This window comes from Bacillus sp. Cr_A10 (genome assembly GCF_029222665.1).
GTDB lineage: Bacteria > Bacillota > Bacilli > Bacillales_A > Planococcaceae > Psychrobacillus.
This window is the reverse complement of record NZ_JARHXR010000010.1, coordinates 59923-83733: the sequence shown is the minus strand read 5'-3', so window position 1 is coordinate 83733 and position 23811 is coordinate 59923. Positions and strand designations below refer to the sequence as shown.

General features: G+C 36.1%; 24 protein-coding genes, 1 riboswitch and 1 other annotated feature. Of the genes, 6 read left to right on the top strand and 18 right to left on the bottom strand.

Going from position 1 to position 23811, the window contains the following annotated elements; translation table 11 throughout:
* Positions 1-90 precede the first annotated feature (90 nt).
* Positions 91-462 (bottom strand): YkvA family protein, encoded by a 372-nt coding sequence (locus tag P2Q73_RS12575; RefSeq protein ID WP_275787709.1) that lies wholly within the window; start codon positions 460-462, stop codon positions 91-93.
* 98 nt (positions 463-560) lie between these two features.
* Between P2Q73_RS12575 and P2Q73_RS12570 the strand changes: the two genes are divergently transcribed.
* The gene (locus P2Q73_RS12570) at positions 561-956 is read left to right on the top strand and encodes an SgcJ/EcaC family oxidoreductase (RefSeq protein ID WP_345798849.1); all 396 of its coding nucleotides are present in this window, start codon (positions 561-563) and stop codon (positions 954-956) included.
* A 69-nt stretch (positions 957-1025) separates the two neighbouring features.
* On the opposite strand, the gene P2Q73_RS12565 is transcribed toward P2Q73_RS12570, so the two are convergent.
* The 4 genes from P2Q73_RS12565 to P2Q73_RS12550 form a co-directional block, all read right to left on the bottom strand.
* Positions 1026-2438 carry a cryptochrome/photolyase family protein gene (locus P2Q73_RS12565; RefSeq protein ID WP_275787706.1) on the bottom strand — a complete coding sequence of 471 codons (1413 nt, stop codon included), beginning with the start codon at positions 2436-2438 and terminating at the stop codon, positions 1026-1028.
* Positions 2439-2719: 281 nt separating this feature from the next.
* Positions 2720-4435: a GMC family oxidoreductase gene (locus P2Q73_RS12560; protein ID WP_275787703.1), complete on the bottom strand. Its 1716-nt coding sequence runs from the start codon at positions 4433-4435 to the stop codon at positions 2720-2722.
* A gap of 20 nt (positions 4436-4455) precedes the next feature.
* Positions 4456-5229, bottom strand: coding sequence for a gluconate 2-dehydrogenase subunit 3 family protein (locus tag P2Q73_RS12555; protein WP_275787701.1), 774 nt, complete (start codon positions 5227-5229; stop codon positions 4456-4458).
* An 87-nt stretch (positions 5230-5316) separates the two neighbouring features.
* Positions 5317-5574 carry a hypothetical protein gene (locus P2Q73_RS12550; RefSeq protein WP_156316826.1) on the bottom strand — a complete coding sequence of 86 codons (258 nt, stop codon included), beginning with the start codon at positions 5572-5574 and terminating at the stop codon, positions 5317-5319.
* Positions 5575-5851: 277 nt separating this feature from the next.
* On the opposite strand from P2Q73_RS12550, the gene tatA reads away from it, so the two are divergent.
* Positions 5852-6055: a twin-arginine translocase TatA/TatE family subunit gene (tatA, locus tag P2Q73_RS12545; protein ID WP_056831137.1), complete on the top strand. Its 204-nt coding sequence runs from the start codon at positions 5852-5854 to the stop codon at positions 6053-6055.
* A gap of 204 nt (positions 6056-6259) precedes the next feature.
* Here tatA and rbsK read toward each other — a convergent pair whose 3' ends face one another.
* The 7 genes from rbsK to P2Q73_RS12510 all read right to left on the bottom strand — a co-directional run bounded on the left by rbsK (position 6260) and on the right by P2Q73_RS12510 (position 12256).
* Positions 6260-7156, bottom strand: coding sequence for a ribokinase (rbsK, locus tag P2Q73_RS12540; RefSeq protein WP_275787696.1), 897 nt, complete (start codon positions 7154-7156; stop codon positions 6260-6262).
* Positions 7157-7175: 19 nt separating this feature from the next.
* Positions 7176-7982: an energy-coupling factor ABC transporter ATP-binding protein gene (locus P2Q73_RS12535; protein ID WP_275787693.1), complete on the bottom strand. Its 807-nt coding sequence runs from the start codon at positions 7980-7982 to the stop codon at positions 7176-7178.
* Positions 7960-8835, bottom strand: coding sequence for an energy-coupling factor ABC transporter ATP-binding protein (locus P2Q73_RS12530; protein ID WP_275787690.1), 876 nt, complete (start codon positions 8833-8835; stop codon positions 7960-7962). Before P2Q73_RS12530 ends, P2Q73_RS12535 begins: the two co-directional genes overlap by 23 nt.
* Positions 8832-9575: an energy-coupling factor transporter transmembrane component T gene (locus tag P2Q73_RS12525; RefSeq protein WP_253278915.1), complete on the bottom strand. Its 744-nt coding sequence runs from the start codon at positions 9573-9575 to the stop codon at positions 8832-8834. Before P2Q73_RS12525 ends, P2Q73_RS12530 begins: the two co-directional genes overlap by 4 nt.
* Before the next feature lie 78 nt (positions 9576-9653).
* A complete protein-coding gene (locus P2Q73_RS12520; RefSeq protein WP_053591489.1) occupies positions 9654-10256 on the bottom strand; it encodes an ECF transporter S component in 603 nt (200 codons plus the stop codon).
* Between the two features lie 27 nt (positions 10257-10283).
* The gene (locus tag P2Q73_RS12515) at positions 10284-11240 is read right to left on the bottom strand and encodes a nucleoside hydrolase (protein ID WP_275787685.1); all 957 of its coding nucleotides are present in this window, start codon (positions 11238-11240) and stop codon (positions 10284-10286) included.
* 11 nt (positions 11241-11251) lie between these two features.
* Positions 11252-12256: a LacI family DNA-binding transcriptional regulator gene (locus P2Q73_RS12510; protein WP_275787682.1), complete on the bottom strand. Its 1005-nt coding sequence runs from the start codon at positions 12254-12256 to the stop codon at positions 11252-11254.
* A 354-nt stretch (positions 12257-12610) separates the two neighbouring features.
* On the opposite strand from P2Q73_RS12510, the gene fabI reads away from it, so the two are divergent.
* A complete protein-coding gene (gene fabI / locus P2Q73_RS12505; protein ID WP_275787679.1) occupies positions 12611-13390 on the top strand; it encodes an enoyl-ACP reductase FabI in 780 nt (259 codons plus the stop codon).
* A 23-nt stretch (positions 13391-13413) separates the two neighbouring features.
* The gene (locus P2Q73_RS12500; RefSeq protein ID WP_275787676.1) at positions 13414-13617 is read left to right on the top strand and encodes a helix-hairpin-helix domain-containing protein; all 204 of its coding nucleotides are present in this window, start codon (positions 13414-13416) and stop codon (positions 13615-13617) included.
* 114 nt (positions 13618-13731) lie between these two features.
* Here P2Q73_RS12500 and P2Q73_RS12495 read toward each other — a convergent pair whose 3' ends face one another.
* The 5 genes from P2Q73_RS12495 to P2Q73_RS12475 form a co-directional block, all read right to left on the bottom strand.
* Entirely contained in the window at positions 13732-14487 is a 756-nt protein-coding gene (locus P2Q73_RS12495) for an amino acid ABC transporter ATP-binding protein (protein ID WP_275787672.1), read from the bottom strand.
* Between the two features lie 15 nt (positions 14488-14502).
* Positions 14503-15216 (bottom strand): amino acid ABC transporter permease, encoded by a 714-nt coding sequence (locus P2Q73_RS12490; RefSeq protein ID WP_275787669.1) that lies wholly within the window; start codon positions 15214-15216, stop codon positions 14503-14505.
* Between the two features lie 12 nt (positions 15217-15228).
* The gene (locus P2Q73_RS12485; RefSeq protein WP_275787666.1) at positions 15229-15936 is read right to left on the bottom strand and encodes an amino acid ABC transporter permease; all 708 of its coding nucleotides are present in this window, start codon (positions 15934-15936) and stop codon (positions 15229-15231) included.
* 81 nt (positions 15937-16017) lie between these two features.
* Positions 16018-16887 (bottom strand): transporter substrate-binding domain-containing protein, encoded by an 870-nt coding sequence (locus tag P2Q73_RS12480; protein WP_056831123.1) that lies wholly within the window; start codon positions 16885-16887, stop codon positions 16018-16020.
* Positions 16888-16909: 22 nt separating this feature from the next.
* Positions 16910-18076 (bottom strand): acyl-CoA dehydrogenase family protein, encoded by a 1167-nt coding sequence (locus P2Q73_RS12475; RefSeq protein ID WP_481747157.1) that lies wholly within the window; start codon positions 18074-18076, stop codon positions 16910-16912.
* A 109-nt stretch (positions 18077-18185) separates the two neighbouring features.
* Positions 18186-18287: riboswitch (SAM riboswitch) on the bottom strand.
* A 181-nt stretch (positions 18288-18468) separates the two neighbouring features.
* Here P2Q73_RS12475 and P2Q73_RS12470 point away from each other — a divergent pair.
* Entirely contained in the window at positions 18469-20505 is a 2037-nt protein-coding gene (locus P2Q73_RS12470) for a catalase (RefSeq protein WP_056831119.1), read from the top strand.
* A 91-nt stretch (positions 20506-20596) separates the two neighbouring features.
* Here the strand turns inward: P2Q73_RS12470 and P2Q73_RS12465 are convergent, their stop codons facing one another.
* Positions 20597-21136: a hypothetical protein gene (locus tag P2Q73_RS12465; RefSeq protein ID WP_056831118.1), complete on the bottom strand. Its 540-nt coding sequence runs from the start codon at positions 21134-21136 to the stop codon at positions 20597-20599.
* A gap of 105 nt (positions 21137-21241) precedes the next feature.
* Positions 21242-21502, top strand: a binding site (T-box leader).
* 48 nt (positions 21503-21550) lie between these two features.
* On the opposite strand from P2Q73_RS12465, the gene metG reads away from it, so the two are divergent.
* Positions 21551-23203, top strand: coding sequence for a methionine--tRNA ligase (metG, locus tag P2Q73_RS12460; protein WP_275787660.1), 1653 nt, complete (start codon positions 21551-21553; stop codon positions 23201-23203).
* Positions 23204-23811 lie beyond the last annotated feature (608 nt).

Below are 23811 nucleotides of genomic sequence, written 5' to 3'. Positions count from 1 at the left end.
CACTCCTCGCTAGCAAATTTAAAACCTATTCTATCATAAATTAAATCAATATTGTGAAAAATAATGCATGCAATATATTAGATGTTATGACTATTTTGTGAAAAGAATAAAAAGTAAATATATACAACTAATCCACAATAAAATAATAACAATTCCAGCAAACCAATTATTCCTTTTCACTTTTTCCGATTTTTCGGCTAAATTACGACAATCATTTAAAATGTTGTTTGGTATTAATCTCAAGACAATAGAAATGGCTAAAGGGATTAGAATAAGATCATCTATATATCCGAGTACAGGAATGAAATCAGGTATCAAATCAATCGGACTAAATGCATACGCAACAATAAGAAGTGATAAGAGCTTTATGTATAAAGGTAATTCAGGATGTTTATATGCTTCCACAAGTACAAAAATTTCTTGTTTAATTTTCTTGGCATACGCTTTTAATCTTGAAATCATGTATCTATCACCTAAACTCATTTTATAAATAAGTATACGCTTTAATGGATAGGAAGAAAATTAAGATATAACAGATCGTTTTAAGGGAGATAGGAAAAATGGAAATAACAGATATTGAAGAATTATATAAAAAGCTGATAAATGCATGGAATATTGCGGACGCAAGAGAAATGTCCAATTTATTTTCATTAGATGGTGTCATGATTGGTTATGATGGAAGTTTAGAGGTTTGGCGTGAAAGCATGTTTGAACATTTACGTCCAGTTTTTGAGAGTCATCGTACTGCAACATTTGTTTATAAAGTGAAAGATGTATCTTTTCTAAATAAAAACACAGCTCTATTACGTTCGATTGCCGGAATGATTCCCCCCGATCAATCAACAATCAACCCTTCAGTAAATACGCACCACACATTAGTAGTAGGTTTTAAAAGAAGAGAAATGGCAAATAAGACTATTCCAAAATACTCCCACTCTTTTTCATGGAAGACCTGAGCTAGTTGACTAAATGACAAAGGAATTAGAGGAAACATTGAATTTTTTAAAAAAACATGAGATGGAACCTCATGTTTTTTTTATTCCTTTTATTAAATCGTATGCACGTAATGCACGTTCTCGTGCACTAGAATGATCAACGATAGGGTGTGGATAAGTAGAACCAAGTTGAATGTTACTTTCTTCCAAAATATTCAGAGGAGTAACCCACGGGCGATGAATGTATGGAGAGGATAGTTTAGCAAGTTCCGGAACCCACTTCCTAATATAATCCCCATTAGGGTCAAACTTTTCGCTTTGAATAATCGGATTGAATATTCGAAAGTAGGGAGCAGAATCAATTCCAGAGCCTGTAACCCATTGCCAGCCCATTGCGTTATTTGCCACATCAAAATCTACAAGTTTTTGTTGAAACCATTCGTACCCTATTCGCCAATCAACCAGCAAATGCTTTACAAGAAAAGAGGAAGCTACCATACGGACGCGATTGTGCATATAACCTGTTTCGGATAGTTCTCGCATTCCTGCATCTACTAGTGGATAACCTGTTAGCCCTTTTTTCCAACTTGTCATGTTCTCCTCATTTTTTTGCCAGGGAAAATGCTCAAAATTTGACCGTAATGGTTTCAGTGGAAATGAAGGGGATTGAATAAGCTGATGATAAGAGAATTCTCTCCATACTAATTGCCGAATGAATGATTGAAGCATGGGGGAGTCATCCTTTTTAGCTTCATAAAAAATAGAACGAACACTCATATCACCCGATGCCAAGTAGGGAGACAATGTAGATGTTGCACTGGCAGATGGAAAGTCTTTTTTTCTTTCATATTTATATAAACCGTTGCTTATAAAATGTTCCCACATCTCAATTGCTCCCGGCTCACCGGGTTTCCAATACAGTCCTAATTGATCAACTCGCTCTATAGAAGAAAGTAATCGAAGTTCCTCGACTGTCACACTTATTATTGGATTCTTATAAACCTCAAATTCATGGGGAGTAGGGACTGGATGATGTGCATTAACTTGCATGCTCCTCTTCCAAAAAGTCGTAAATACTTTATATGTCTTTTGACTTTTATTGAACATCTCCTCTGGATTATAGAGTAGATTTGCATTATAGGTACGAGCGTCTATATTTTGAGCCTTCAACTTAATAATAATTGTTCTATCTCTTTCCACAATAGATGGTTCATACCGTTCATTGAAAAAGACAGCGTCTGCATGAGTCTCTTGTATTAAATCTTGCAGTACTTCTAATGCGTTGCCAACTCTAATGATGATTGGAACTCGTTGTTGAAATGAAAGGAGAGAGTGATGAAGCCACCATAAAGATGCACCACTCGCTTGATATTCTTTTTCTTCTTCCTTTGACCAAATAAAGACAGGAATTACAGTGCCTTGCTGTGTTGCTTCCCATAAGGCAGGGTGGTCATGTATTCGTAGATCTTTTCTAAACCAAACGATTATCTTTTTCGTATACAAAACACTCACTCTTTCGTTTCGTTTTTTCTTCTAATTTTAGTACACCAGCGGTTATTATATACACTTTGTCCCAATATTGAAAAAGCTACTAGCTTCTTTTGGAAAGAAGCTAGTAGCTTTTCAAGTTGTTGGCTAATTCTATAAATAGATATTGTTTTTATAATGATTGGATTAGAAAGTATAAGTTTTCTACTTAGTAATTTTGTTCAGACCTCAGCAGCCCCTCGAAGCCTAAATGACATTTGCTTACATGGGCTGACTGAGACACTTTCGCTTTCTTATTAAACTAAAGGTCCAGCGTTTTTCAAATACTTTTCAATTCCCTCTGCAGCACGGTATGCTAAAGCCCCAACAGTTCCTGTAGGATTCATACCAGAGTTATGTGGGAAAGCTGAGGCACCTGGTACAAAAACGTTTTCACAGTCCCACATCTGAAGGTAACTATTTAATGCACTTGTTTCAGGATCTGCCCCCATGATAACTCCACCTGTATTATGAGTAGTTTGGTATTTTGTCGTGTCCCAGTCACCTTGGTCTCCAGGAGAATTAATGATATCTGCTCCCATTTCTTCCAAAATTTTAGTAGTAATTTCTCTTATATATTTTTGTTGGTTTCTTTCATTTTCTTTGTAGTTAAACGTCATGCGCAATAAAGGATCCCCGAAAGCATCTTTGTATGTCGGATCTAAATCAATATAGTTTTCTTTATTCGGCATCACGGAACCTTGTGAACCTACCCCTAAGCTTCTGTTTGCCCAATAAATAGATTCCTCTTTATATTCTTTACCCCAGCCTGGTGTTCCTTTAGGGACAGCGTTGTTTGAAATTGGGCGTTTTCCGTAATGACCAAGTGCGATATTCCCACCATGAATGAAATTCAAGTCTGTGTGATCAAAATTATCCCCGTTAAAATCGTCCAAAACTCCAGCAAGGGAACCTGTACCAGCATATAGGTTAAATTCTTTGTCTTTGAAGAATCCTGTGGATGCTGCAGAAGTCATTTGGTATGCATAGTTTTTGCCGATTACTCCAGTACCCGTCTCAGGATTGTATGGGCGGCCGAGTTGCGAGTTTAATAGTATTTTAATGTTATTAAGTGCATATGCAGATACGACAACTACATTCGCTTCTTGGATATATTCTTCTCCAGTACGTGTATCAACATATAATACACCAGTTGCTTTTCCATTAGTATGTAGTACTCTACGAACAACAGAATGAGTTCTTACTTCGAAATTTCCTGTTTCTTTTGCAACAGGCAAAACAGTTACTACTGGAGATGCTTTTGCTCCATATTCACATCCAAAGCGTTCACAGAAACCACAGTATTGACAAGCACCACGTGAAATTCCGTCTGGATTTGTATAGTTTTCAGAAAGTGTTGCTGCTGGAGCAATATAAGGATGATATCCTAATTTCTGAGATGCTTCTTTAAACATTTTCATAGAAGGTGTTTCTTTTAAAGGAGCAGTAGGATATTTAACCTCTGGAACATCTGGATGAGGATTAGCTTCCCCAGAAATACCAGCCATAGCTTCAAATTTTTCGAAGTACGGTACTAGTTCGTCATAAGTAATTCCCCAGTCCTGAAGAGGCATGTCTGCTGGAATTTTATCCTTTCCGTATCGTTCTACCGTTTTTGTATAAATTTCAAAATCATAAGGGAAAAATCTATAGGTTAAACCATTCCAGTGCTCCCCAGAACCTCCTAAGCCATCCCCGATTAAAAAGGAACCGTGCTGACGGTAAGGTAAAGCTCTTTGTGATCGGTCATGACGTACTGTCAGTGTTTCTTTTGAAAGGTCTTGCATCATTTCATTTCTTTGTTGATATCTAAGTTCATCATGTACCATTAAATAATCTTGAGTAGTTCTTTCTTTTCCGCGTTCTAAACCAACTACTTTATAACCTTTTCTAGTTAATTCAGAAGCAATTATACCGCCTGTCCAACCTACCCCAACCAAAACGATGTCTGTTTTCGGTAATTTTTTCGCCATAATCTATAGCACCCTTTCGATTAATGTTTATGTTGAGAATTCAAACTCATAGGTTCAAATTTCACAAATTCTTCTTTTTCAATGATGTCTGCATAGCTCATCTGATGGCCCGGGAAGTTTTTCATTTTCCAACCTTGCATATCTTTATTTCCGCCATATAGTGGATCTGCATAAACACCTTCAATAGTTGCACTTTTTAATAATCCAAAAAAGAAGCTTGATGTCACAGCACCATTCAAAGTTACCTCTCCTGCTTCAAAAGCGGTAAGAATGGCAATTTGTTCTTCGTCTTTAATTTCTGAGAATCGTGCATTATATTTTTTCGTTGCTTCTGAATTTAAAGCTTCAATTCCTAGATTGAAGACTTGCTGTCTGTTTAAATGTGTTTGATGACCAAATAGAGGAGTTGCCTCTGCAGGATAAAAAGGACCTGACATATATTCCTTTGAATTTAGTCCCCAATTTCCTGCAAGTTGATGGTCTATGAAGTAGGCAACAAGTAATTCTTTTGCCCCTGGTCCTGTTTCGGTTTTCGGGAAAATTTGTTCAGCAGCAGCCTCAATCGTATCGAATTGTGCTTTGTCGAAATACATAAGCGCTTGATTATAATTGACAGCAGTTGCTTGGGAGTGAACATGAGTTTCAGTTGTTTTAGTAGTTGAATCTTTTCCTAACAGTGAGCCAATTGCCCCACCTAGAACGACCCCACCGACTGTTAATCCAGAATTTTTGATGAAAGTTCGTCTTGATGAACGTTTATCTAAAAATGGAGCCTTTTTATCTTGTTCTGACATAATATAACCTCCTAAATGAATTAAAAGAATACTTAGTTTAAAATTTTATCTAGATAAATACTGATTAAAAAAACACTAATAAATATATTAGTGAACAATGGCGTGCCAGTTATAAACTAAAGAAAAAATAACTGTACATACTAATAATGAAGAGATAAAGTATGTATGTTTTTTCCCTGTCCAGCAAAGCACGATTATCGCTAAGCCAATACCAAAACCTAGTAAAGAGAACCAAGGAAAGGTACTACTGTGGAAGAAAAGAAATAGTGCAAAGTCTGCTACGATAAATAAAGCGAAAAATACTTGGTTTAATATTTTTAGTTCTTCTACATTATATTTTGTCACATTCAATCTCCTTTCGCCTGCGAAGAATATAAGATATATATTGTATAATAATGATACAAAACAACTGTTCACCATTTTACTCTTTTTTTTCATAAAATCTACACATTTTTTATTACAAACAAAAAGTTTTTTTTTTCTGAAATTACATTTAAATTCTCATCTATTTACAATTAAACAAGAAAGGTATATTGTGTTAGTGATACAAAACAACTAATTTATGTATAAATTGCCGCTGGATAAATACTACACATTTCTTTTGCTAACAGGAGGAAGTACCATGCCAAACATCGGAGTACCAGGTTTAATAATCATTTTAGTAATTGCCCTAATCGTATTCGGTCCATCAAAACTACCTCAATTAGGTAAGGCAGTTGGACAAACGTTAAGAGAATTTAAAAACTCAACTAAAGATATCGTTGACGAAGTAGCAGATGAATTTAAAATAGATAATAATGACTCTTTGGATAAAAAGAAAAGCTAAAAAAAAGCCGACTATTGGCTAATAGTCGGCTTTTGTGATGGAATTGTTAAGATTAATGGCTAAGCCAAAGAATCGGATGGTTCAGCAAAAAAACAGATAGTTAAGTACAAAAAACTAGTTGTTTAATTAAAACTTAAAGCTATTTCTGCAATTAAAATTCAGAACCCCATAACAAAATAAGAATTAATAAATAGAGAATAGATTTCATCCTTTGTTTACTTGAAGGGAGGAGGGGATAGTGGGTTGTGCTCCCATTTGAGTAACAACATACGTCGCAATTTTTGTTGCAAATGAGATACTATCTTTTAATGAGCTTCCTTGACATAAACCTACAGCTAATGCCCCATTAAATGCATCGCCAGCTCCAGTTGTATCCTTAGCTTCTACCACATTTGTTTTTACGTATCCATATTCATTACTATTCATATAATAGGAGCCTTTTTCTCCTAACGTAACAACAACTGCATTTACTCCTTTTTTAAGTAATAGGGAGCATGCATGGAAAAGGTCTTCCTCGGTTTCCGTTTTTAACCCAGTAAGTATTTCTAACTCAGTTTCATTAGGTGTTAAAATAGAAACTTTACTCAATAAAGAGTCACTTATTTTTTGTGCAGGTGCAGGATTTAAGATAATATGTACATTTTTTTTAGCAGCAATATCAGCAGCCATTTCAACTGCTTGCATCGGAATTTCCAACTGTAAGAGGAGAACGTCACTAGCTTCAATTAACTTTCTATCTGTATGGATTTGGTCAGCTGTAACTAGAAAGTTTGCTCCGGGAAATAGTACGATTGAGTTTTCTCCAGAGTCAGCTACTTGAATTATTGCTTGCCCAGTCAACCCAACTTTTTGGACAGAATCAGTATTTACCCCTTTAGCTTGTAAGTTTTGCTTAACTTGTTCCCCGAAGTTATCTGCACCTACATTACCTATAAAATATACTTTAGCTCCTAACTGACTAGCAGTAACAGCTTGATTTGCTCCTTTTCCTCCAAAAAACAACTCATGTTTTGTACTGTGTAACGTTTCGCCTGCTTTTACAATATGCGGAACTAGGTATACAAGATCCATATTAGTGCTCCCTACAACTGTTATATTCATGAATTGTTATACTCCTTCCTTAACGAGTTTTTAAAATTACTTCCACTAATTGACTCTTTGATAGAAGTCCAGGTGGAAATTTAAGTAGTTTCGCAATTTGAGCTACAGCAGGAGGTTTTAACATGCTTTTTTCTAAAATGTCTGCATTATAAAAAACCATTTGTGCATTGTCATCTGCTACTAATTTTCGGTTCGCCATTACAACGATACGTGTAAAATAGTCCGTTACAAATTCCATGTCATGGGTAATGGTGATTACAGACTTCTGCTTTTCTTCTAATGCTTGAAGTAAATTACCAAGTACTTGCAAACCAATCTTGTCTTGACCTGCAGTTGGCTCATCTAAAATAATAATATCAGAATCCATTGCTAATACAGACGCAATTGTTACAAACTTTCTAACGGAATAAGGTAAGTTATATGGGTTTTCTTCTGCAAATTCGGAAATGCCACATAATTTCATCGCCCAAGCTGTTAATTCATCTACACGGTTGGGTTCAAATCCCATATTTTTTGGTCCAAAACGGACCTCGGATTCAACATCATTATGGAATATTTGATCGTCTGGGTTTTGGAATACATATCCTACCTTCCTCGAAACTTGCGCTGTAGTATGATCTTTCGTATCCCAGTCCCCAACTAATACGTTACCTTCCGTAGGTTTTAACAAACCATTCATAAGCTTTACTGCAGTTGTTTTTCCTGCACCATTTTGACCTACAATTGCTAAACGCTCCCCAGTTTCAATGGATAGAGTAAGGTTTTCAAGTGCCTTTGTTCCGTCTGGATATGAAAAGCTTACATTATTTAAGTGAAGTTCGGTCATATTCATTCACTCCAGTCATATTTAATGCTTCCGCTAGTTCTATATCACGTACAGGGAGGAAAGAAAGTGGCATCCCTAAGTTTTGTAGTTGTAGTGCAATTTCCGTCACATGTGGGTATTGGATTTCATACTTTCTAAACGCTGGATTTGCAAATACTTCACGAACAGGCCCATTCATTACTAACTCACCTTCGTGCATAACAAGCAAATTATCAGCGTATTCAGCGATTAAATCCATTTTATGTTCGACTAAAACAATGGTTTTGCCACGCTCTTTCATTAATCGGATAATATCAAAAATTTGTTCCGTACCAATAGGGTCAAGTTGGGAAGTCGGTTCATCAATGACTAATATATCTGGATCCATAACGATTATGGATGCAAGAGCAACACGTTGTCTTTGTCCACCTGAGAGATCGAAGGGATTTTTGTTACGTAAATGCTCAATCTTAACTAGTGTTAGTACTTCTTCGACCCGTTTTTTTATCTCTTCCACAGGAACGCCTAGGTTTTCTAAGCCATATGCAACTTCCTCGAATACATTATCTTTTACTCCAGAAATTTGGATAAATGGATTTTGAAATACGTATCCTACTTTTTCTCCAAGTTGGCCTAATTGATAATCAGACATTCTTTTTTTGTCTACGATAACTTCTCCTTCTAAATCCCCTTTGTAAAAATGTGGAATGAACCCGCGAATTGTATTACAAAGTGTTGTTTTACCAGAACCATTATTACCGATAATTGCTGTAAATTTCCCTTTTTCTATTGAAAATGACACATTTTTTAATACAAAATCATCGCTTACTGGATAGCGATAAGACACATTTTTTAAATCAATCATTATTGTCATAAGAAAAACCTCCATACAAGTAGACCTATTAAGATTAGTAAATAGATTAGTGGTAAAACACGGTCTGCAGTATTTTTAGTTAATTGGTGTAGGCTTGTCTTTTTTACTGGTGCTGAAAATGCACGCGATTCAAGCGTTATTGCTCGTTCTTCGGTTCCTGCTATTGAGGATAAAATAAGGGGCGTTAGTGTTGGTATAAAAGCTTTAGCGCGAACAAGTAAAGAGCCTTCTGTTTCTACACCGCGAGTTTTTTGTGCTTCCATAATTGTGTTAGCTTGACGACGCATTTCGGGAATAATTTGAAGTGTTGATAACACCACATAGGCTCCCATTGGTGGAAGACCCTTATCTTCTAAAGACTTAACAAAATCTCGTACCTCAGTTATGCGGAAAAATAATATAAATGCAGATCCTATAGCGAGAATGCGAGATGTCAATAATAGCCCATAATTCAATCCTTCTTGTTTGATTTTAAAAATTCCCCATTCCCAAAGTACATTTTCACCAGGGTAGAACAACATTTGCATAATGAATACGATGATTAATACACTTAATAATGCCTTTAAAACAATATTAAGAAATTCTTTCGTTACACCTGCAAGCATTGCAATTAGTACTAAAACAGGGAAGATAGTAAAGGCAAAAATATATCCAGGCATAATAAGTACTATTCCTAAAATAAAGAGAGAGAAATAGAATTTTGTCATTGGATGAAGTTGAAGTAAAAGATTCTGTTTCAAATAAAATACGCCCCCTTGTAAAAATAATCTCTTCCCGTTAAATTGTTTAATCAACAAGTTGAACGAGAAGAGTTGAAATCATTTCTTGTTATTACGCTTCATATATAAATCTCCATAATTCATTTTAGATAAATAGCGATCTGACATACCTTTAACGATAAAGTAAACGACTAATACAGAAACAACCTTATCCGCTACTTCAGTGATAAAGCTGGAAGAAAAAACTGCTGTCCATAATTGTTGCCCAGATGCTAAGAAAGTAGCGGTAATTAGGGAAGAGGTATTTCCTGTTGCTCCTCCAAATACTAGAACTGTTATTGGTGCAGAGACAATTACGGCTATAAAAGTAATAATGATACCGGAAACAATGGTTTTAGGTACGTTTTTGAAGAATCCGTATTTAGAAAGGTAACCTGCTCCGATACCAATCGCCATAGATGTTAATGCATAGGGTAAATATACCGGATTGAAAATAGCATTAATTAGGTTTGTTATAAGTCCTGCTAGTAGTGCAACCCAAGGACCTGCAATTACACCCACTAGTATCGTTCCAATAGTGTCTAAGAAAATAGGTAACCGAAGTACATTGGCTAACTGGAAACCTACTAGATTAATAGCTACAGCAATAGGAATTAGTAACATTGCCATCATATTAAAATCATCTTTAAAACTACGTTTCATACATTTCTCCCCTTTGTTATGTTATATTTAACCGATTTGACGGCTCATTATTTTAACGGCGTTCAGAAATTGTTCTACGAACTTCTCTCTGTGAACCGTATGTAATACTTTCACATTATGCGGAAGCCCAGTTCGTTGTGAATAGTCTACAACCGTTGTTCCTGCTGTAAGTCTTCCCTCTAATTCAACAGCAACGTAACAATTATCCCCATCAAATAACTCAGGTGTCAGAACATAAGATACTGCACACAAATCATGTAAACGAATCCGATTTTCAAAATCTGGTCCATGAAAAGCTGTTTGTTTTGCTGCATTTACATAAAAACGAAGCATCTTGACTACCTTATGTGCAAAATCAGAGCCAATTTCCTCGATAGTCTTTAACTCTTCTAATGTGACATAAGCTTTATGTGTAACATCTAGTCCGCTCATCACAATTGGAATTCCGGATTGAAAAACAATTTCAGCTGCATGGGGATCAACGTAGACATTGAATTCCGTAGTTGGTGTCATATTTCCCCCAACAGCAGCTCCTCCCATATAGGAAATATATTTTATTTTTGATTTTACTTCAGGATGTGCTATTAAGAGGGCACCCACATTTGTCAGGGGACCAGTAGCTATTAGAACTATTTTTTCATCACTAGCTAATAATGTTTCTTTCATTGCTTCAATTGCATTTCGATTGCTTAAGCGAATAGTCGGTTCTGGGAAAAAGACATCCCCAAGTCCGTTCTCGCCGTGGACGTCATCAGCAATTTCGAGTTTACGAAAAAATGGATTATTTAAACCTCTAGCAATCTCAATATCTCTTTTCATGTAACTTGTAAAGGCAAGTGCGTTGTTAATTGTTTTTTCTTGCGTTTGGTTTCCGGGCTCTGTCGTGATTAATTTGATATCCAATTCCGGATGTGCGAAGGCTAAAGTTAGTGCCATAACGTCATCTATCCCAGGATCACAGTCAATAATTACAGGTATGGTCATTTATTTACACCTCATTTTATTTGTTTCGTACTTTCTCTCACGATTAATGTAGGCTCAAAGACTATAGCCTCAGATTCTTTTTTTTCTATCTCATTTATTAATAGTTCGATTGCTTTTCTTCCCATTCCGTATGTGTCTTGTCTAACTGTCGTTAGTTTTGGGATTAAAGCACTTACTAATGAAATGTCATCAAAGCCAACTATAGATAGTTGTTCGGGAATTTGAATTCCTATTTCATGAGCTGCCTGATAAATACCACAAGCCATCAAATCATTTGCAGCAAATATTGCTGTTACAGGGTTGTTATTTAAAAATTCTTTTGCAACTTGATATGCTTTATCCATCTGAAATCCACCAACTAAAATGAGCGAAGGTGGAATCTCTATGGAAGCTTCCATTAAAGCTCTTTGAAATCCAGATAATCTTTGTTGTGAGTTAAGAATTTCAGAAGGGCCTGTCATACATGCGATTTGAGTATGGCCAAGATCTGTTAAATGCTTACCTGCTAAATATCCACCTCTTTCATTGTCTAAAAAGACACCAGATTGTTTGTTTGCCTCTTCGCCACGATCGAATAATACGTATGGAACTTTGCCACTTTGTAATAGAACTTTGCTAGTTTGTGATAATCTATTCTTACTCGATAGAAGAATCCCATCTACCTGTTGTTCCTTTAACAAACGTAAATAATTTTCCTCTTTTTGCAATTGATCATCTGAATTACAGATGATAAGACTATAGTTTCTTTTGTTCGCCTCATCTTCAGCACCTCTGCAAAGTTCTGGGAAAAAGGGGTTAGATATATTTGGCACAATTAAACCGAGCATACTAGAGCGTTTGGTCACTAATCCCCGTGCTAACTTATTTGGCTGGAAATTTGCTTCTTGCATTACTGCCAGAACTTTCTCTCGAGTTTCTTTTGACATTCCTTCTTCTTTATTATTCAAGACACGTGAAACTGTTGTTATCGAAACACCGGCCTCTCTTGCAATATCTTTAATCGTTAATTTCTCCATACATTTATCACCTGTTCCTACAGTTAGGAAAACGTTTTACGAAAACGTTTTCTCTAATTATAATAAAGAATATTGTAAGCGTTTGCATTTGTCAATTAAATTATGAATATTTTGTGAAAAAACTTGCTATCGAGATTATATGAAAATTGCAACTAAGATATTTTTGTTTTGTTAGAAATCTTATTCAATCCTAAACTTTTTTCTCCTATTGGCGAAATAATACAACATACATTTGAAAAATGAAATGAAAATAAGAGAGAGGATAGTACAACTGGGTGAGATATGGTAAGATTAAATTAGTAACAGGTACTAATATTAGGTATAGTATATTCGGATAATAATTTGGAGGTAAATATGAGAGATTTAATTCAATTAAAAGATAAGAATATTGTTGTTATGGGGGTTGCGAATGAACGAAGCCTTGCGTGGGGAGTTGCAAAGTCACTGTATGAGGTAGGAGCAAACATCATTTTTACTTATCGTAAAGAACGTTCTTTAGGGAAAATTGAAAAGTTATTAGTAGATAATAATTTAGAAGCGAAACTTGTTGTCGCATGTGATGTGAATAGTGACGATAGTATGAAAGCAGCCTTTGAACAGATTGGAAAAGAAGTGGGAGTAATACATGGAGTTGTCCACTCAGTTGCTTTTGCTAATGGAGAAGATTTAAAAGGTGATTTTATTAATACATCTAGAGATGGTTATGCATTTGCTCAGGATACAAGTGCATACTCTCTTATTGCTGCAGCAAGAGAAGCTGCACCTTTCATGACAGAAGGTGGCTCTATTGTAACGATGACATACTTAGGAGCAGAGCGTGTATTGGAAGGATACAATGTGATGGGCATTGCAAAAGCGTCATTAGAGGCTTCTGTTAAATATTTGGCGTTGGATTTAGGAAAAAATAATATTCGTGTGAATGCAGTTTCTGCTGGAGCAGTTAGAACATTAGCGGCAAAAGGTATTTCTTCTTTTAATACAATTTTGCATAAAATAGAAGAAACAGCTCCTTTAAAACGAAATGTAACACAGGAAGAAGTAGGGGATATGACGGTTGCACTTCTAAGTAATCTATCAAGAGGCGTAACGGGAGAAGTTGTTTACGTGGATTCCGGATACAATATTATGGGTTAACCTCTCAAAGAGGAGAGAGTGAAATGACGAACCAAAGTGATTTTCAAAAAATCCTAGCAAAGCCAGCACAACGAGCGCTTGCAGGGGCAAATATTGAAACTTTGGAACAATTATCGAAGTACTCTGAAGCAGAAATTATGGAGTTGCACGGTATTGGTCAGAATGTTTTTAAAAAGCTTCAAGAGTCACTTTCTGATAATGGATTGTCTTTTGCACATAAAAAATAAATAGAGTGGGATGAAGAGGGGATTTCTTCATCCCACTCTATTTATTTTAGTGGACGAGAGTTTCAATAACATTGGCCCACCGCTGACAAGGGTGCTGATTTTTCACATGTTGATTTAAATATAAAAAGTATAATCCTCTGGTAACACACGCTTTAGGAATTTTTTTGTTCGCTCTTCTTTTGGACTTACGAATATTTCATGAGGTGTACCTTCCTCAACTACGACGCCTCCATCCATGAAGATAACTCGTTTAGCAACGTCTTTTGCAAAGGACATTTCATGTGTTACTACGAGCATAGTGGTTCCTTCATTAGCAATGTTTTTCATAACAGTTAACACTTCACCAACAAGTTCAGGATCAAGGGCTGAAGTAGGTTCATCGAATAAAATAATATCTGGGTTTAATGCAACCGCACGTGCTATACCTACACGCTGTTGTTGTCCACCTGACAGTTGGCTTGGATAGGAATCGTATTTATCCGATAACCCAACTTTATCTAATGCCTTCTTTCCTATCTCTACGGCTTCAACTTTTGGCACTTTGCGTCCAATGATTAATCCTTCTGTTACATTTTCTAAAGCAGTTTTATTATTAAATAGATTATAATTTTGGAAAACAAAAGCTGTTTTTTGCCGAATTATTTGAATATCTTTCTTAGAGGCAGAATGTAGATCAACATGTAAATCTCCAAAAGCTGCTTTGCCGCTATCTGCTTTTTCTAAAAAATTTATACAGCGAAGCAATGTCGTTTTTCCAGAACCACTCGGTCCTAAAATGACAACTACGTCCCCTTTATCGATTTTCAAATCGACCCCTTTTAATATCTCGTTAGTACCAAAAGACTTGTGAATATCTTTAATTTCTAACATTAGAACGCCTCCTTATCAAGCACTTGCGTATTTATACTTACGTAATGGTTTTTCATATAACTTGAACCCATATTCTACTAGGCTACAAAGGATGATATAGACGATAAAGATATCGATATATGCTTCCACATAGTTGTAGCCAACATTCGCTTCCACTTTTGCCTTTAATGTAATCTCTTGAAGGGACATGGCATAGCCGAGAGAAGTAGCTTTGATTAAGTTTACAGTTGCAGTACAAATGTTAGGTAAGGCAGCTACTAATGCTTGCGGAATAACTATTCGTCTATAGGCCTGAAAATTTGTTAAACCAACAGATTGCGCTGCTTCCAATTGACCTTTATTTACAGTGATTAATGCAGAGCGGAAAACCTCAATTAAAATTGCTGTTGTGCTAAAAGAAAAAACGATAAACGCGTACCAAATTGGATTAATTTCATATACTTTTATGTTAATTTGATACTTTTCGAACAGAGAAGTTAGAATTAGCGGAACGCTAGCATAAACAATAAAAATTTGAATTATGACGGGGGTTCCTCGAACAAAAGATACATATACTTGTGAAATTCTATTTAATACAGGTATTTGATTGATTCTTGTTAATGCCAACAAAAAGCCGGCAGGGAGTGCAATGAGCAATGCTACAACTGTAACGAGTAGAGTGACTGGCACACCGGATAATGCAACAAAAAACGTATCTATTAAAAATTCATAATTTAAACCTTCCGACATTTTGAACACTCCTTACGTCGTTCTAATTGTTTGCTTGCCCTTACTAAACATTTTTTCTAGTTGTGCAAAGAGTTTCTCTATGAGGATAGATAATATCCAGTAGATTAAAGCTAGTGCAATAAATATTTCTAAAGCATGAGAATTATAGTTGGCGGCAATAATTAAATTTGCTTTGCCGACAATATCTATTAATCCAATTGTATAAGCTAATGAACCTTCTTGAAGGAGCGCGATCATCCCGTTCCCAAAGTTAGGTAATGCTACAACAAGAGCTTGTGGGAAAATAATACGACGATATGCTTGAAAGGGGCTTAAACCAACACTAACAGCAGCTTCATATTGACCTTTTTCAATAGACTCATATGCAGAGCGAATAACTTCCGACATAATTGCGGCAAACTGCAAAGTAAATGTAATAACTACAAATACTCCTGTATGAAGGTCCTGCAAATAAATCCCAAAGTTTTCAGCTAATGAAGGTACACCATAATACACTAAAAACAAAAGAACAATAGAAGGTGTACACCTTAAAATAGTTGTATATAAATTAGCTAGTTTTTTCCCTACTTTATTCTTCCCTAGTTTCATTGCTGCAAGGATAAAACCAAAGAAGGTTCCAAAAATAATAGATAATCCAGCTACTAGAAATGTAACTTTCAAAAACGGAAGCAATGCTGGAAGGGAACTCCATATATAAGAAACGTCAAAATATTTTTCCATTTTGCTAAATCTCCCCCTATGCGAAATGGTAAAGGCTGTTGACGTATGCTACGCGCAACAGCCTTCATCGTAATATTGTAATTATCGTTTTACGCTATCCAATACTTCAAATAGGTCTCGACCGTAGAATTCTGTGCTAAGATCGCTAGTTTTCTTTTGTTCTTTTAATTGTTTGATAGCTTTGTCGTATGCATCAGCAAATTCTTGTTCTTTTTTGTTGAATAATGGCCAAGTTTTAATTACTGCGAACTCGTTATAAACAACTTCATCTTTTAAGTTGTAGTATGGACCATCTTCTGCGAGTACTTGTTTTTCAAAGACACCTTCCAATGTAATACCACCATCCACGCGTCCTTCATTCACCCATTGAACTACGTCTACTGTAAACGCATCTCCAGCTTCGAGTTTAACCGGATTGTCTGGATTTTCTTTGTTGTACTCATCAATGATTGTGTATTGTGCATTATTTGCTGCGATTGGAGCTAGTGAAAGTTCTGCTGAAGCAAAATCTTCTAATGATTTAATCTGTTCATTTTCTTTTTTCAGGACTAGACCTGTACTACTTAAACCAAGGAATTCTTGAGGGAAGATAAATTTTGCAGTACGTTCTTCCGTCCAAAATGCATTTTTAACACCTACTTGGTATTTCCCTTGTTCCACTCCAATCAATAAATCATCGCTTGTTGTTCCCACGTATTCAAATTCATATTCAGGTAGAAGCTCATCTACTAACTTCATCACTTCTACATCATAACCTGTCGCATTTCCTTTTTCGTCTTGCCATGAAATTGGTTTAGAAGCTTGGTCGTATGCTACTTTTACTTTACGTACATCTCCGTTACTTTCAGTACTGGTACTTGCGCTTGTATCATCATTTGATCCACATGCTGATAAAATCGTTACGGATGCCAATCCGACTGCTGCTAATTTTAAATACTTTTTAAATTTCATTTTCACCATTCCCCTTATTTAACTAATTATTTTTGGTTTTTTCTTCTTCCAATGCAGTTAGTGCTAGTTTTTTAATCGTCATATCATCCATCGGAGGGTTATGTAGTCCGGCTCGAACATCACGATAGTAGCGTTGTAATGGATTGGTTCTTTGCAGACTTTTCGCTCCAACTAACCGCATCGCTTTATCAACGATTGTTATAGCAGAGTTTGTCACAATATGCTTTGCAACACTTACTTCATTTGTCAGTAAATGTCTTGTAGCTTCGTTGTCATAGGAAGAAGCTGCTCCATAAATGACAAATCGTGCTTTCGTAAGCTCTAAATCTATCTCGCCAATGAGCTGTTGAACATTTGGTAACTGCGCAATAGGACCATTCAAACTATTTGGAGAATGTGTGTTAGCAAAGTGAACTGCGTAATCGCGAGCTGCTTGTGCAACTCCTAGGTAGGTAGCTGGAATATGGAGTAACCAGCCATTTATTTTCCCTCCGCTGGCAAACTCCGGCAGTTCAACTAGATCTGATTCATGGACAACTACATTATCTAATAGTAAATCGTTGCTACTTGTTCCACGCATCGATACGACATCCCATGTTTCTTCGATGGATACACCGTCTAGACTTCTATTGATTAGAAAGAAACCTACTTTTTCTTTTTCTTCTATCCAAGCAGAAGTTAAAAAATAGGAAAGAACTGGAGAAGCCGTTGTGAAAATTTTCCGACCATTTATTACCCACGTGTCTCCATTTTTTACAGCTGTTGTACCTGGGCGTCCTCCACGGGTGGGGCTGCCTGTTTGCGCCTCACTTGCAGAACGATTTATTAGTGCACCGTTAATAACCTCATTTGCGAAAAAGTCTAATTTATCCTTTTTCCAAAGCCTTTTCTCGTACAACTCACCGACAACCCCTAAACTCCAACCCATAGACAAGGCAGTGTTAGCATCATAGCTTGCAAGTGTTTCTTGCAAAAGAACCATATCATAAACAGAGAATCCTTCTCCGCCTAACTCTAAAGGTAATGTAAGGCTTGCATAACCAATCCCCACTAAGTCCTTTACATTTTCTAAAGGGAAAATGGAAAGTTCATCAATTTCTGCGGACTTACTTTTAAATTTCTCCTCAAATTGATGCAATTGATCAAGCCATTTTTTTTGTTTTTCAGTTTTGATAAATATATTACTCAACAGTGTTCGTCTCCTTTAATAAGTAACGTACTATTCTTATTGTTAAAGTATGAATTAAATGAAAAAAAATCTCTTTTCAAAACGAAAAGAGTTTCATGTATATTATGTACACTTATCTCTCAAGACGTTTCTTGCTGGATGTAGCACCATGCCATAATTAGCGGTTGCTGAAGCATCATAGGGCCAGTCCCTCTGCTTCTCTTGATAAGTAATATGGAGTTGTTGAAATGAGTTTACTACGTTAATTGAGTGAAGTCAATGCTAAATTATACAAAACAGATAGGAATTAATATATTTTGTGAATATTTTATTCAACTTGAACAAAAGATGTTTCTTCATCATTTTATGGGGAACTGTATGTATGTGATGAATTTAATAGAGGAGGAATAAGCTTGGATAAAAAAGTAAATGAGAACAGTAAAAATGAACAATTAGAACAGTTTCGTGTAGATGATAAAGATAAGTCTCTTACTACGAACCATGGATTAAAAGTTTCAGAGGATGAATTTTCTTTAAAAGCAGGCGAACGTGGTCCTACTCTCTTAGAGGATTTTCATTTTCGTGAAAAAATGACCCATTTTGATCATGAACGGATTCCAGAGCGAATAGTTCATGCTCGTGGCTATGCTGCACATGGAGTATTTGAATTATATGAATCCTTACAACCTTATACAAAAGCGAAATTCTTGCAAACACCTGGTGAGAAAACACCGGTTTTTGTAAGGTTTTCGACCGTAGCTGGATCTCGTGGATCGGGTGAGCTTGCTCGTGATGCACGTGGTTTTGCTACTAAGTTTTATACAGAAGAGGGAAATTACGATTTAGTAGGAAACAATATTCCTGTATTTTTTATCCAAGATGCCATTAAGTTCCCTGATTTAATACATGCGTTAAAACCAGAACCGCATAACGAGATTCCACAAGCTGCAACTGCGCATGATACTTTTTGGGACTTCATCGCAAACAATCAAGAGTCAGCTCATATGATTATGTGGGCGATGTCGGATAGAGCCATTCCTCGCAGTTTCCGAATGATGGAAGGGTTTGGTGTAAATACATTCCGCTTTGTAAATGAAGAAGGAAAGTCCCATTTTGTAAAATTCCATTGGAAGCCAGTACTAGGTGTTCATTCAGTCGTATGGGATGAAGCGCAAAAAATAAATGGGAAAGATCCTGACTTCCATCGTCGTGATTTATATGAGTCAATTGAAAATGGAAACTATCCAGAGTACGAATTTGGCGTACAGTTAATTGCGGAGGAAGACGAATTTAATTTTGATTTTGATATTCTAGATCCGACAAAGATATGGCCAGAGGAAGAAGTACCTGTAAAAATTATTGGTAAGATGACGTTGAATCGCAATGTAGATAATGTATTTGCAGAGACGGAGCAAGTTGCCTTCCATCCTGGTAATGTAGTTCCGGGTATCGACTTTACAAATGATCCACTTCTACAGGGACGGTTGTTCTCATATACGGATACACAATTGATAAGACTTGGTGGCCCTAACTTTCATGAGCTACCGATTAACCGTCCAGTCTGCCCATTCCATAATAACCAACGAGATGGATATGGTAGACAAACAATTAATGTAGGAAGAGTGAGCTATCATAAAAACTCGTTAGCAGGAAATACTCCAGCTCCTGTAAGTGAAGCGGATGGCGGATATGCACACTATCAAGAGAAAATTGATGCACGCAAGGTACGTGCCCGAAGTGAAAGCTTTAAAGATCATTTTTCTCAAGCTACTCTGTTTTGGAATAGTATGAGTAATCCCGAAAGAATTCATATAATAAATGCATTTAGCTTTGAGCTCGGAAAATGTCTAGAAATATCAGTACGTCAACAAGTATTAGAGATGTTGGCAAACGTTGACTTGGAATTGGCTACGAAAGTAGGGGAAAACCTAGGCTTAGTCGTGCAAGGGAGCGATCTTACAAAGAACAGCAAATCATCTCCAGCATTAAGTCAGCTGAATACAATGATGAAACCCGACACACGTAAAATCGCAGTGTTAGTAGGAGATGGATTTGACGCAAATCTTGCAGCTATTTTAGATAGTTTAAAAGCAAGCGGAACGCAGCCCGAGGTTGTAAGTGATCATGGAGGAGCAGTTGCAGGAGCAGATGGTTCCCTGTTACCTGTAGATCATACTTTCCTAACTGCCGATTCGGTTTTATTTGATGCTGTTTATGTGGTAAGTTCGCAAGGTAAGACGGCTATGTTTAATAAAGAAGCGGCTTATTTCATCAAAGAAGCATATACTCACTATAAACCAATCGGAGCAACATTTGATGGTGATCAGTTGTTAGATGAACTTAGACTGACAGGACAACTAGGTGTGCTCACAAAAGAAACCGGTAACAGCTTTGTTGAAAGTTTTGTAAATTTAATAGCTAAACACCGTTACTGGGATCGAGCAGTATAAATAAGAAAAGGCAAGTCCATCAATGGGACTTGCCTTTCCAGTTTACAATAGTTTAAGAAAACGGAATGCGACAAAACGAAAATAGATTGGTTTATCGCTTAGCCGTGCGAGGCCAAATATAATAAGATATGGAAATGACAAAATCAATGCCAAGCACGATGCTCCAAACCTTTAATGTACCTGACAAAGCCTCAGATCTTGAAGGATCATCGATTAAATAAATTAAAACAAGGAGCAATCCTCCGCCAATAATATAGGCGAGGAGATGTTGAAGAGTACCTAACATCGAATGCTTCGCGTATTCTAACCCCGTTTTACGAACTGGTTTGGTCCCTTGCCTTTTTATATAATACAGAAACTTCTCATCCGCCCATCGAATCATGCTTTTTCCAAAGGCAATTGATGTTCCTAGATAAATCGCTGCAATAGCATGCGCCATCGTTGCGGTTGCCCCATTGTATAAATCAGTAGCTGTAATGACAAGAAGAATCAAATCAATTAATGGGGTAAGAGCAAGAAAGAAAAGTCCAAGTCGTTCACGTTTTAATATATATCTAGTTATTAGTCCAAGTAAAATAACGACCCAAAATCCTACTTCACAAGCAATAATCGTCCATGCAATGAAATTCAAATCAACACCTCTTTCAAAATATTTCTAGTTTCATTATAGATGAATCAGACCGAAATGGCTTTACTTATTCATACGTTTTTGTTATATTCTGATAAACAAATATCCACATATGCTATGAAGAGAAAAGTAAAATAATGTTGTTTTTTTTAAAGAGAGCTTTGTTTGCTGAAAAAAAGCAAAAAACACTTATTTGAAAATGGTCTCTGAGCTTCGTACTGAACGTATTACTTAGTATACTAGTAAGCTACGACAAGAATCAGCACTTGTTATAAATGCTGGAGTATTAGTTTTTGATACTCACTAAGGTAGACAACGGGAGTTGTTTATAAATTTAGGTGGTACCACGAGTTTAACCTCGTCCTTTTTAGGACGGGGTTTTTTGTTTTTATTTAAATTAAAAAAGGGGATGTCAAAATGAGTATTTTTATTGGTGGAGCTTGGCCTTATGCAAATGGATCGTTGCATTTAGGACATATTGCTGCGTTATTACCAGGAGATGTATTGGCACGGTATTATCGTTTAAAACGAGAAAAAGTCCTTTATGTATCAGGGAGTGATTGCAATGGAACACCTATTTCCATTAGAGCAAATCAGGAAGGGGTGACAATAAAAGAAATCGCAGATCGCTTTCATAAAGAGTTTGAAGAATGTTTTGCAAAGTTAGGTTTTTCTTATGATTTATACACTCGGACAGACGGAGAATTCCACCATCAGATTGTCCAAAAAATATTTTTACAATTGCTCGAGAACGGTTATGTCTATAAGAAAGAGATTGATCAAATGTATTGTGAGTATGATCAACAGTTTCTTCCGGATCGATATGTGGAGGGAATATGCCCGAATTGTTTTTATCCTTCAAGAGGGGATCAGTGTGATAATTGTTCAACGATATTAGATCCTTTAGATTTAATTGATCCAAAGTGTAAAATATGTGGAAATGAACCAATCGTGAAATCCACTGAACATTTTTACTTTGCTCTTAGTCAATTTCAAAAGGAAATACAGTCATATGTGAATAATGCTAAAACAGAAAGAAAATGGAGAGAAAATGCATTAAATTTATCGGAGAGATATCTGCATGAAGGTCTTATAGATCGAGCAGCATCTAGGGATTTACCGAATGGCGTTAGCATTCCTGTGGAAGGATACGAAAATAAGAAGGTCTACGTTTGGATAGAAGCAGTATCAGGTTACTATTCTGCCTCAAAGGAGTGGGCATCTCTTAATGGAAAAAATGACGAACAATTTTGGAATGAATATACAAAATCCTACTACGTCCATGGGAAAGATAATATTCCATTTCACACAATCATCTGGCCTTCCATTCTACTAGGGATTAACAATAACGCGCTACCGACACATATCATCTCCAATGAGTATTTAACATTAGAGAAAAAGAAGCTATCAACAAGTAAAAACTGGGCTGTATGGGTTCCGTATATTTTAGAGAGGTATGACCCAGATTCAATAAGATATTTTCTAACAATTAACGCTCCAGAAAATAGAGATACGGACTTTTCTTGGAGAGAATTTATATTTAGTCACAATTCCGAGTTATTGGGTGCATACGGTAACTTTGTCAATCGTACATTAAAATTTATTGAAAAATCTTATGCTGGAACTATTTCAACGGGAAGTATAAATAGAGATGTACTAAAAAAGGTAGAGAATTTGTATGTTATTATTGGAGATTTAATTGAAGGTGGACATTTTAAAAAAGCAATCGAAGAGGTCTTTGAGTTTATAAGATTTGCGAATAAATATTTTGATATGGAGCAGCCATGGAAGCAATTGAATGAAGACAAAGATTCTTGTGATAATACATTAGTTACTAGTGTTTTCATCATCTCGAATCTTGCTCAACTACTAGAGCCTTTCTTACCGTTCTCTAGTACGACCGTAAAAGAAATGTTGAATCTAGGCGATTTTAATTGGAACGTTATTCAAAGAAAAAGTTACACATTGAAATTTGTAAAGCCACTATTTGAACGCTTAGACATTAAGTTAATAGAGGAAGAATTAAACTATTTAAATAGTCAGGTTCATATAGATATTCATCCGTCATGAAATTTGCTTATGAGAGCTATGTCAAGGGTGTGCCTTGCACGCAGCAAGAGCGCGCAAGAAGCGACTCATTCTGCGGAGGTTCGCGTAGCGTGCGGCAAGCGCACATCTGAGTTCTTTTCTTCATAAAAACACTCAAAAAAAACCCCTATTCAGCTAGAGGTTCGAAGTAAGGTATTATAAGCTCTTTCAAGAGCGGAAAATGTACTTTCTATACAATCGTGGGTTTCAGTTATGAGGCTATCTATATACGTTATTACAAAATGATTTTTATGATAACATACAGATAGAAGTGGCGTTTGGTCTGGGTTCTTAAGAGTTAAAGTGACGTTACTATTACTAAACTTTTGCAACGTATCAAGCATTATTCTGGTGTGACACAATGACATATAACAATAGTCTCCTCTCTATAAAGGGGATATGACTAAGGAAAGTCTAGTAGTCCCATACTATTTGCCATACTCTTAACTTAACACACTATTTGTACAATGTATATAGATGGAAAGTTTTAAATAGTCAATTTTCTTGGAGTGAGTTAACTGTAAATACAATTAAACTAACCGCGATGAGACCGAAGAACGTGGTTATTTCATTCTGTTTTGTTCTCTTCT

Bases quoted from the DNA above. Each gene is read 5' to 3' on its own strand.
- P2Q73_RS12575 (WP_275787709.1), bottom strand. From the start codon at position 462: ATGATTTCAAGATTAAAAGCGTATGCCAAGAAAATTAAACAAGAAATT.
- P2Q73_RS12570 (WP_345798849.1), top strand. From the start codon at position 561: ATGGAAATAACAGATATTGAAGAATTATATAAAAAGCTGATAAATGCA.
- P2Q73_RS12560 (WP_275787703.1), bottom strand. From the start codon at position 4,435: ATGGCGAAAAAATTACCGAAAACAGACATCGTTTTGGTTGGGGTAGGT.
- P2Q73_RS12555 (WP_275787701.1), bottom strand. From the start codon at position 5,229: ATGTCAGAACAAGATAAAAAGGCTCCATTTTTAGATAAACGTTCATCA.
- tatA (WP_056831137.1), top strand. From the start codon at position 5,852: ATGCCAAACATCGGAGTACCAGGTTTAATAATCATTTTAGTAATTGCC.
- rbsK (WP_275787696.1), bottom strand. From the start codon at position 7,156: ATGAATATAACAGTTGTAGGGAGCACTAATATGGATCTTGTATACCTA.
- P2Q73_RS12535 (WP_275787693.1), bottom strand. From the start codon at position 7,982: ATGACCGAACTTCACTTAAATAATGTAAGCTTTTCATATCCAGACGGA.
- P2Q73_RS12530 (WP_275787690.1), bottom strand. From the start codon at position 8,835: ATGACAATAATGATTGATTTAAAAAATGTGTCTTATCGCTATCCAGTA.
- P2Q73_RS12520 (WP_053591489.1), bottom strand. From the start codon at position 10,256: ATGAAACGTAGTTTTAAAGATGATTTTAATATGATGGCAATGTTACTA.
- P2Q73_RS12515 (WP_275787685.1), bottom strand. From the start codon at position 11,240: ATGACCATACCTGTAATTATTGACTGTGATCCTGGGATAGATGACGTT.
- P2Q73_RS12510 (WP_275787682.1), bottom strand. From the start codon at position 12,256: ATGGAGAAATTAACGATTAAAGATATTGCAAGAGAGGCCGGTGTTTCG.
- fabI (WP_275787679.1), top strand. From the start codon at position 12,611: ATGAGAGATTTAATTCAATTAAAAGATAAGAATATTGTTGTTATGGGG.
- P2Q73_RS12500 (WP_275787676.1), top strand. From the start codon at position 13,414: ATGACGAACCAAAGTGATTTTCAAAAAATCCTAGCAAAGCCAGCACAA.
- P2Q73_RS12495 (WP_275787672.1), bottom strand. From the start codon at position 14,487: ATGTTAGAAATTAAAGATATTCACAAGTCTTTTGGTACTAACGAGATA.
- P2Q73_RS12490 (WP_275787669.1), bottom strand. From the start codon at position 15,216: ATGTCGGAAGGTTTAAATTATGAATTTTTAATAGATACGTTTTTTGTT.
- P2Q73_RS12485 (WP_275787666.1), bottom strand. From the start codon at position 15,936: ATGGAAAAATATTTTGACGTTTCTTATATATGGAGTTCCCTTCCAGCA.
- P2Q73_RS12480 (WP_056831123.1), bottom strand. From the start codon at position 16,887: ATGAAATTTAAAAAGTATTTAAAATTAGCAGCAGTCGGATTGGCATCC.
- metG (WP_275787660.1), top strand. From the start codon at position 21,551: ATGAGTATTTTTATTGGTGGAGCTTGGCCTTATGCAAATGGATCGTTG.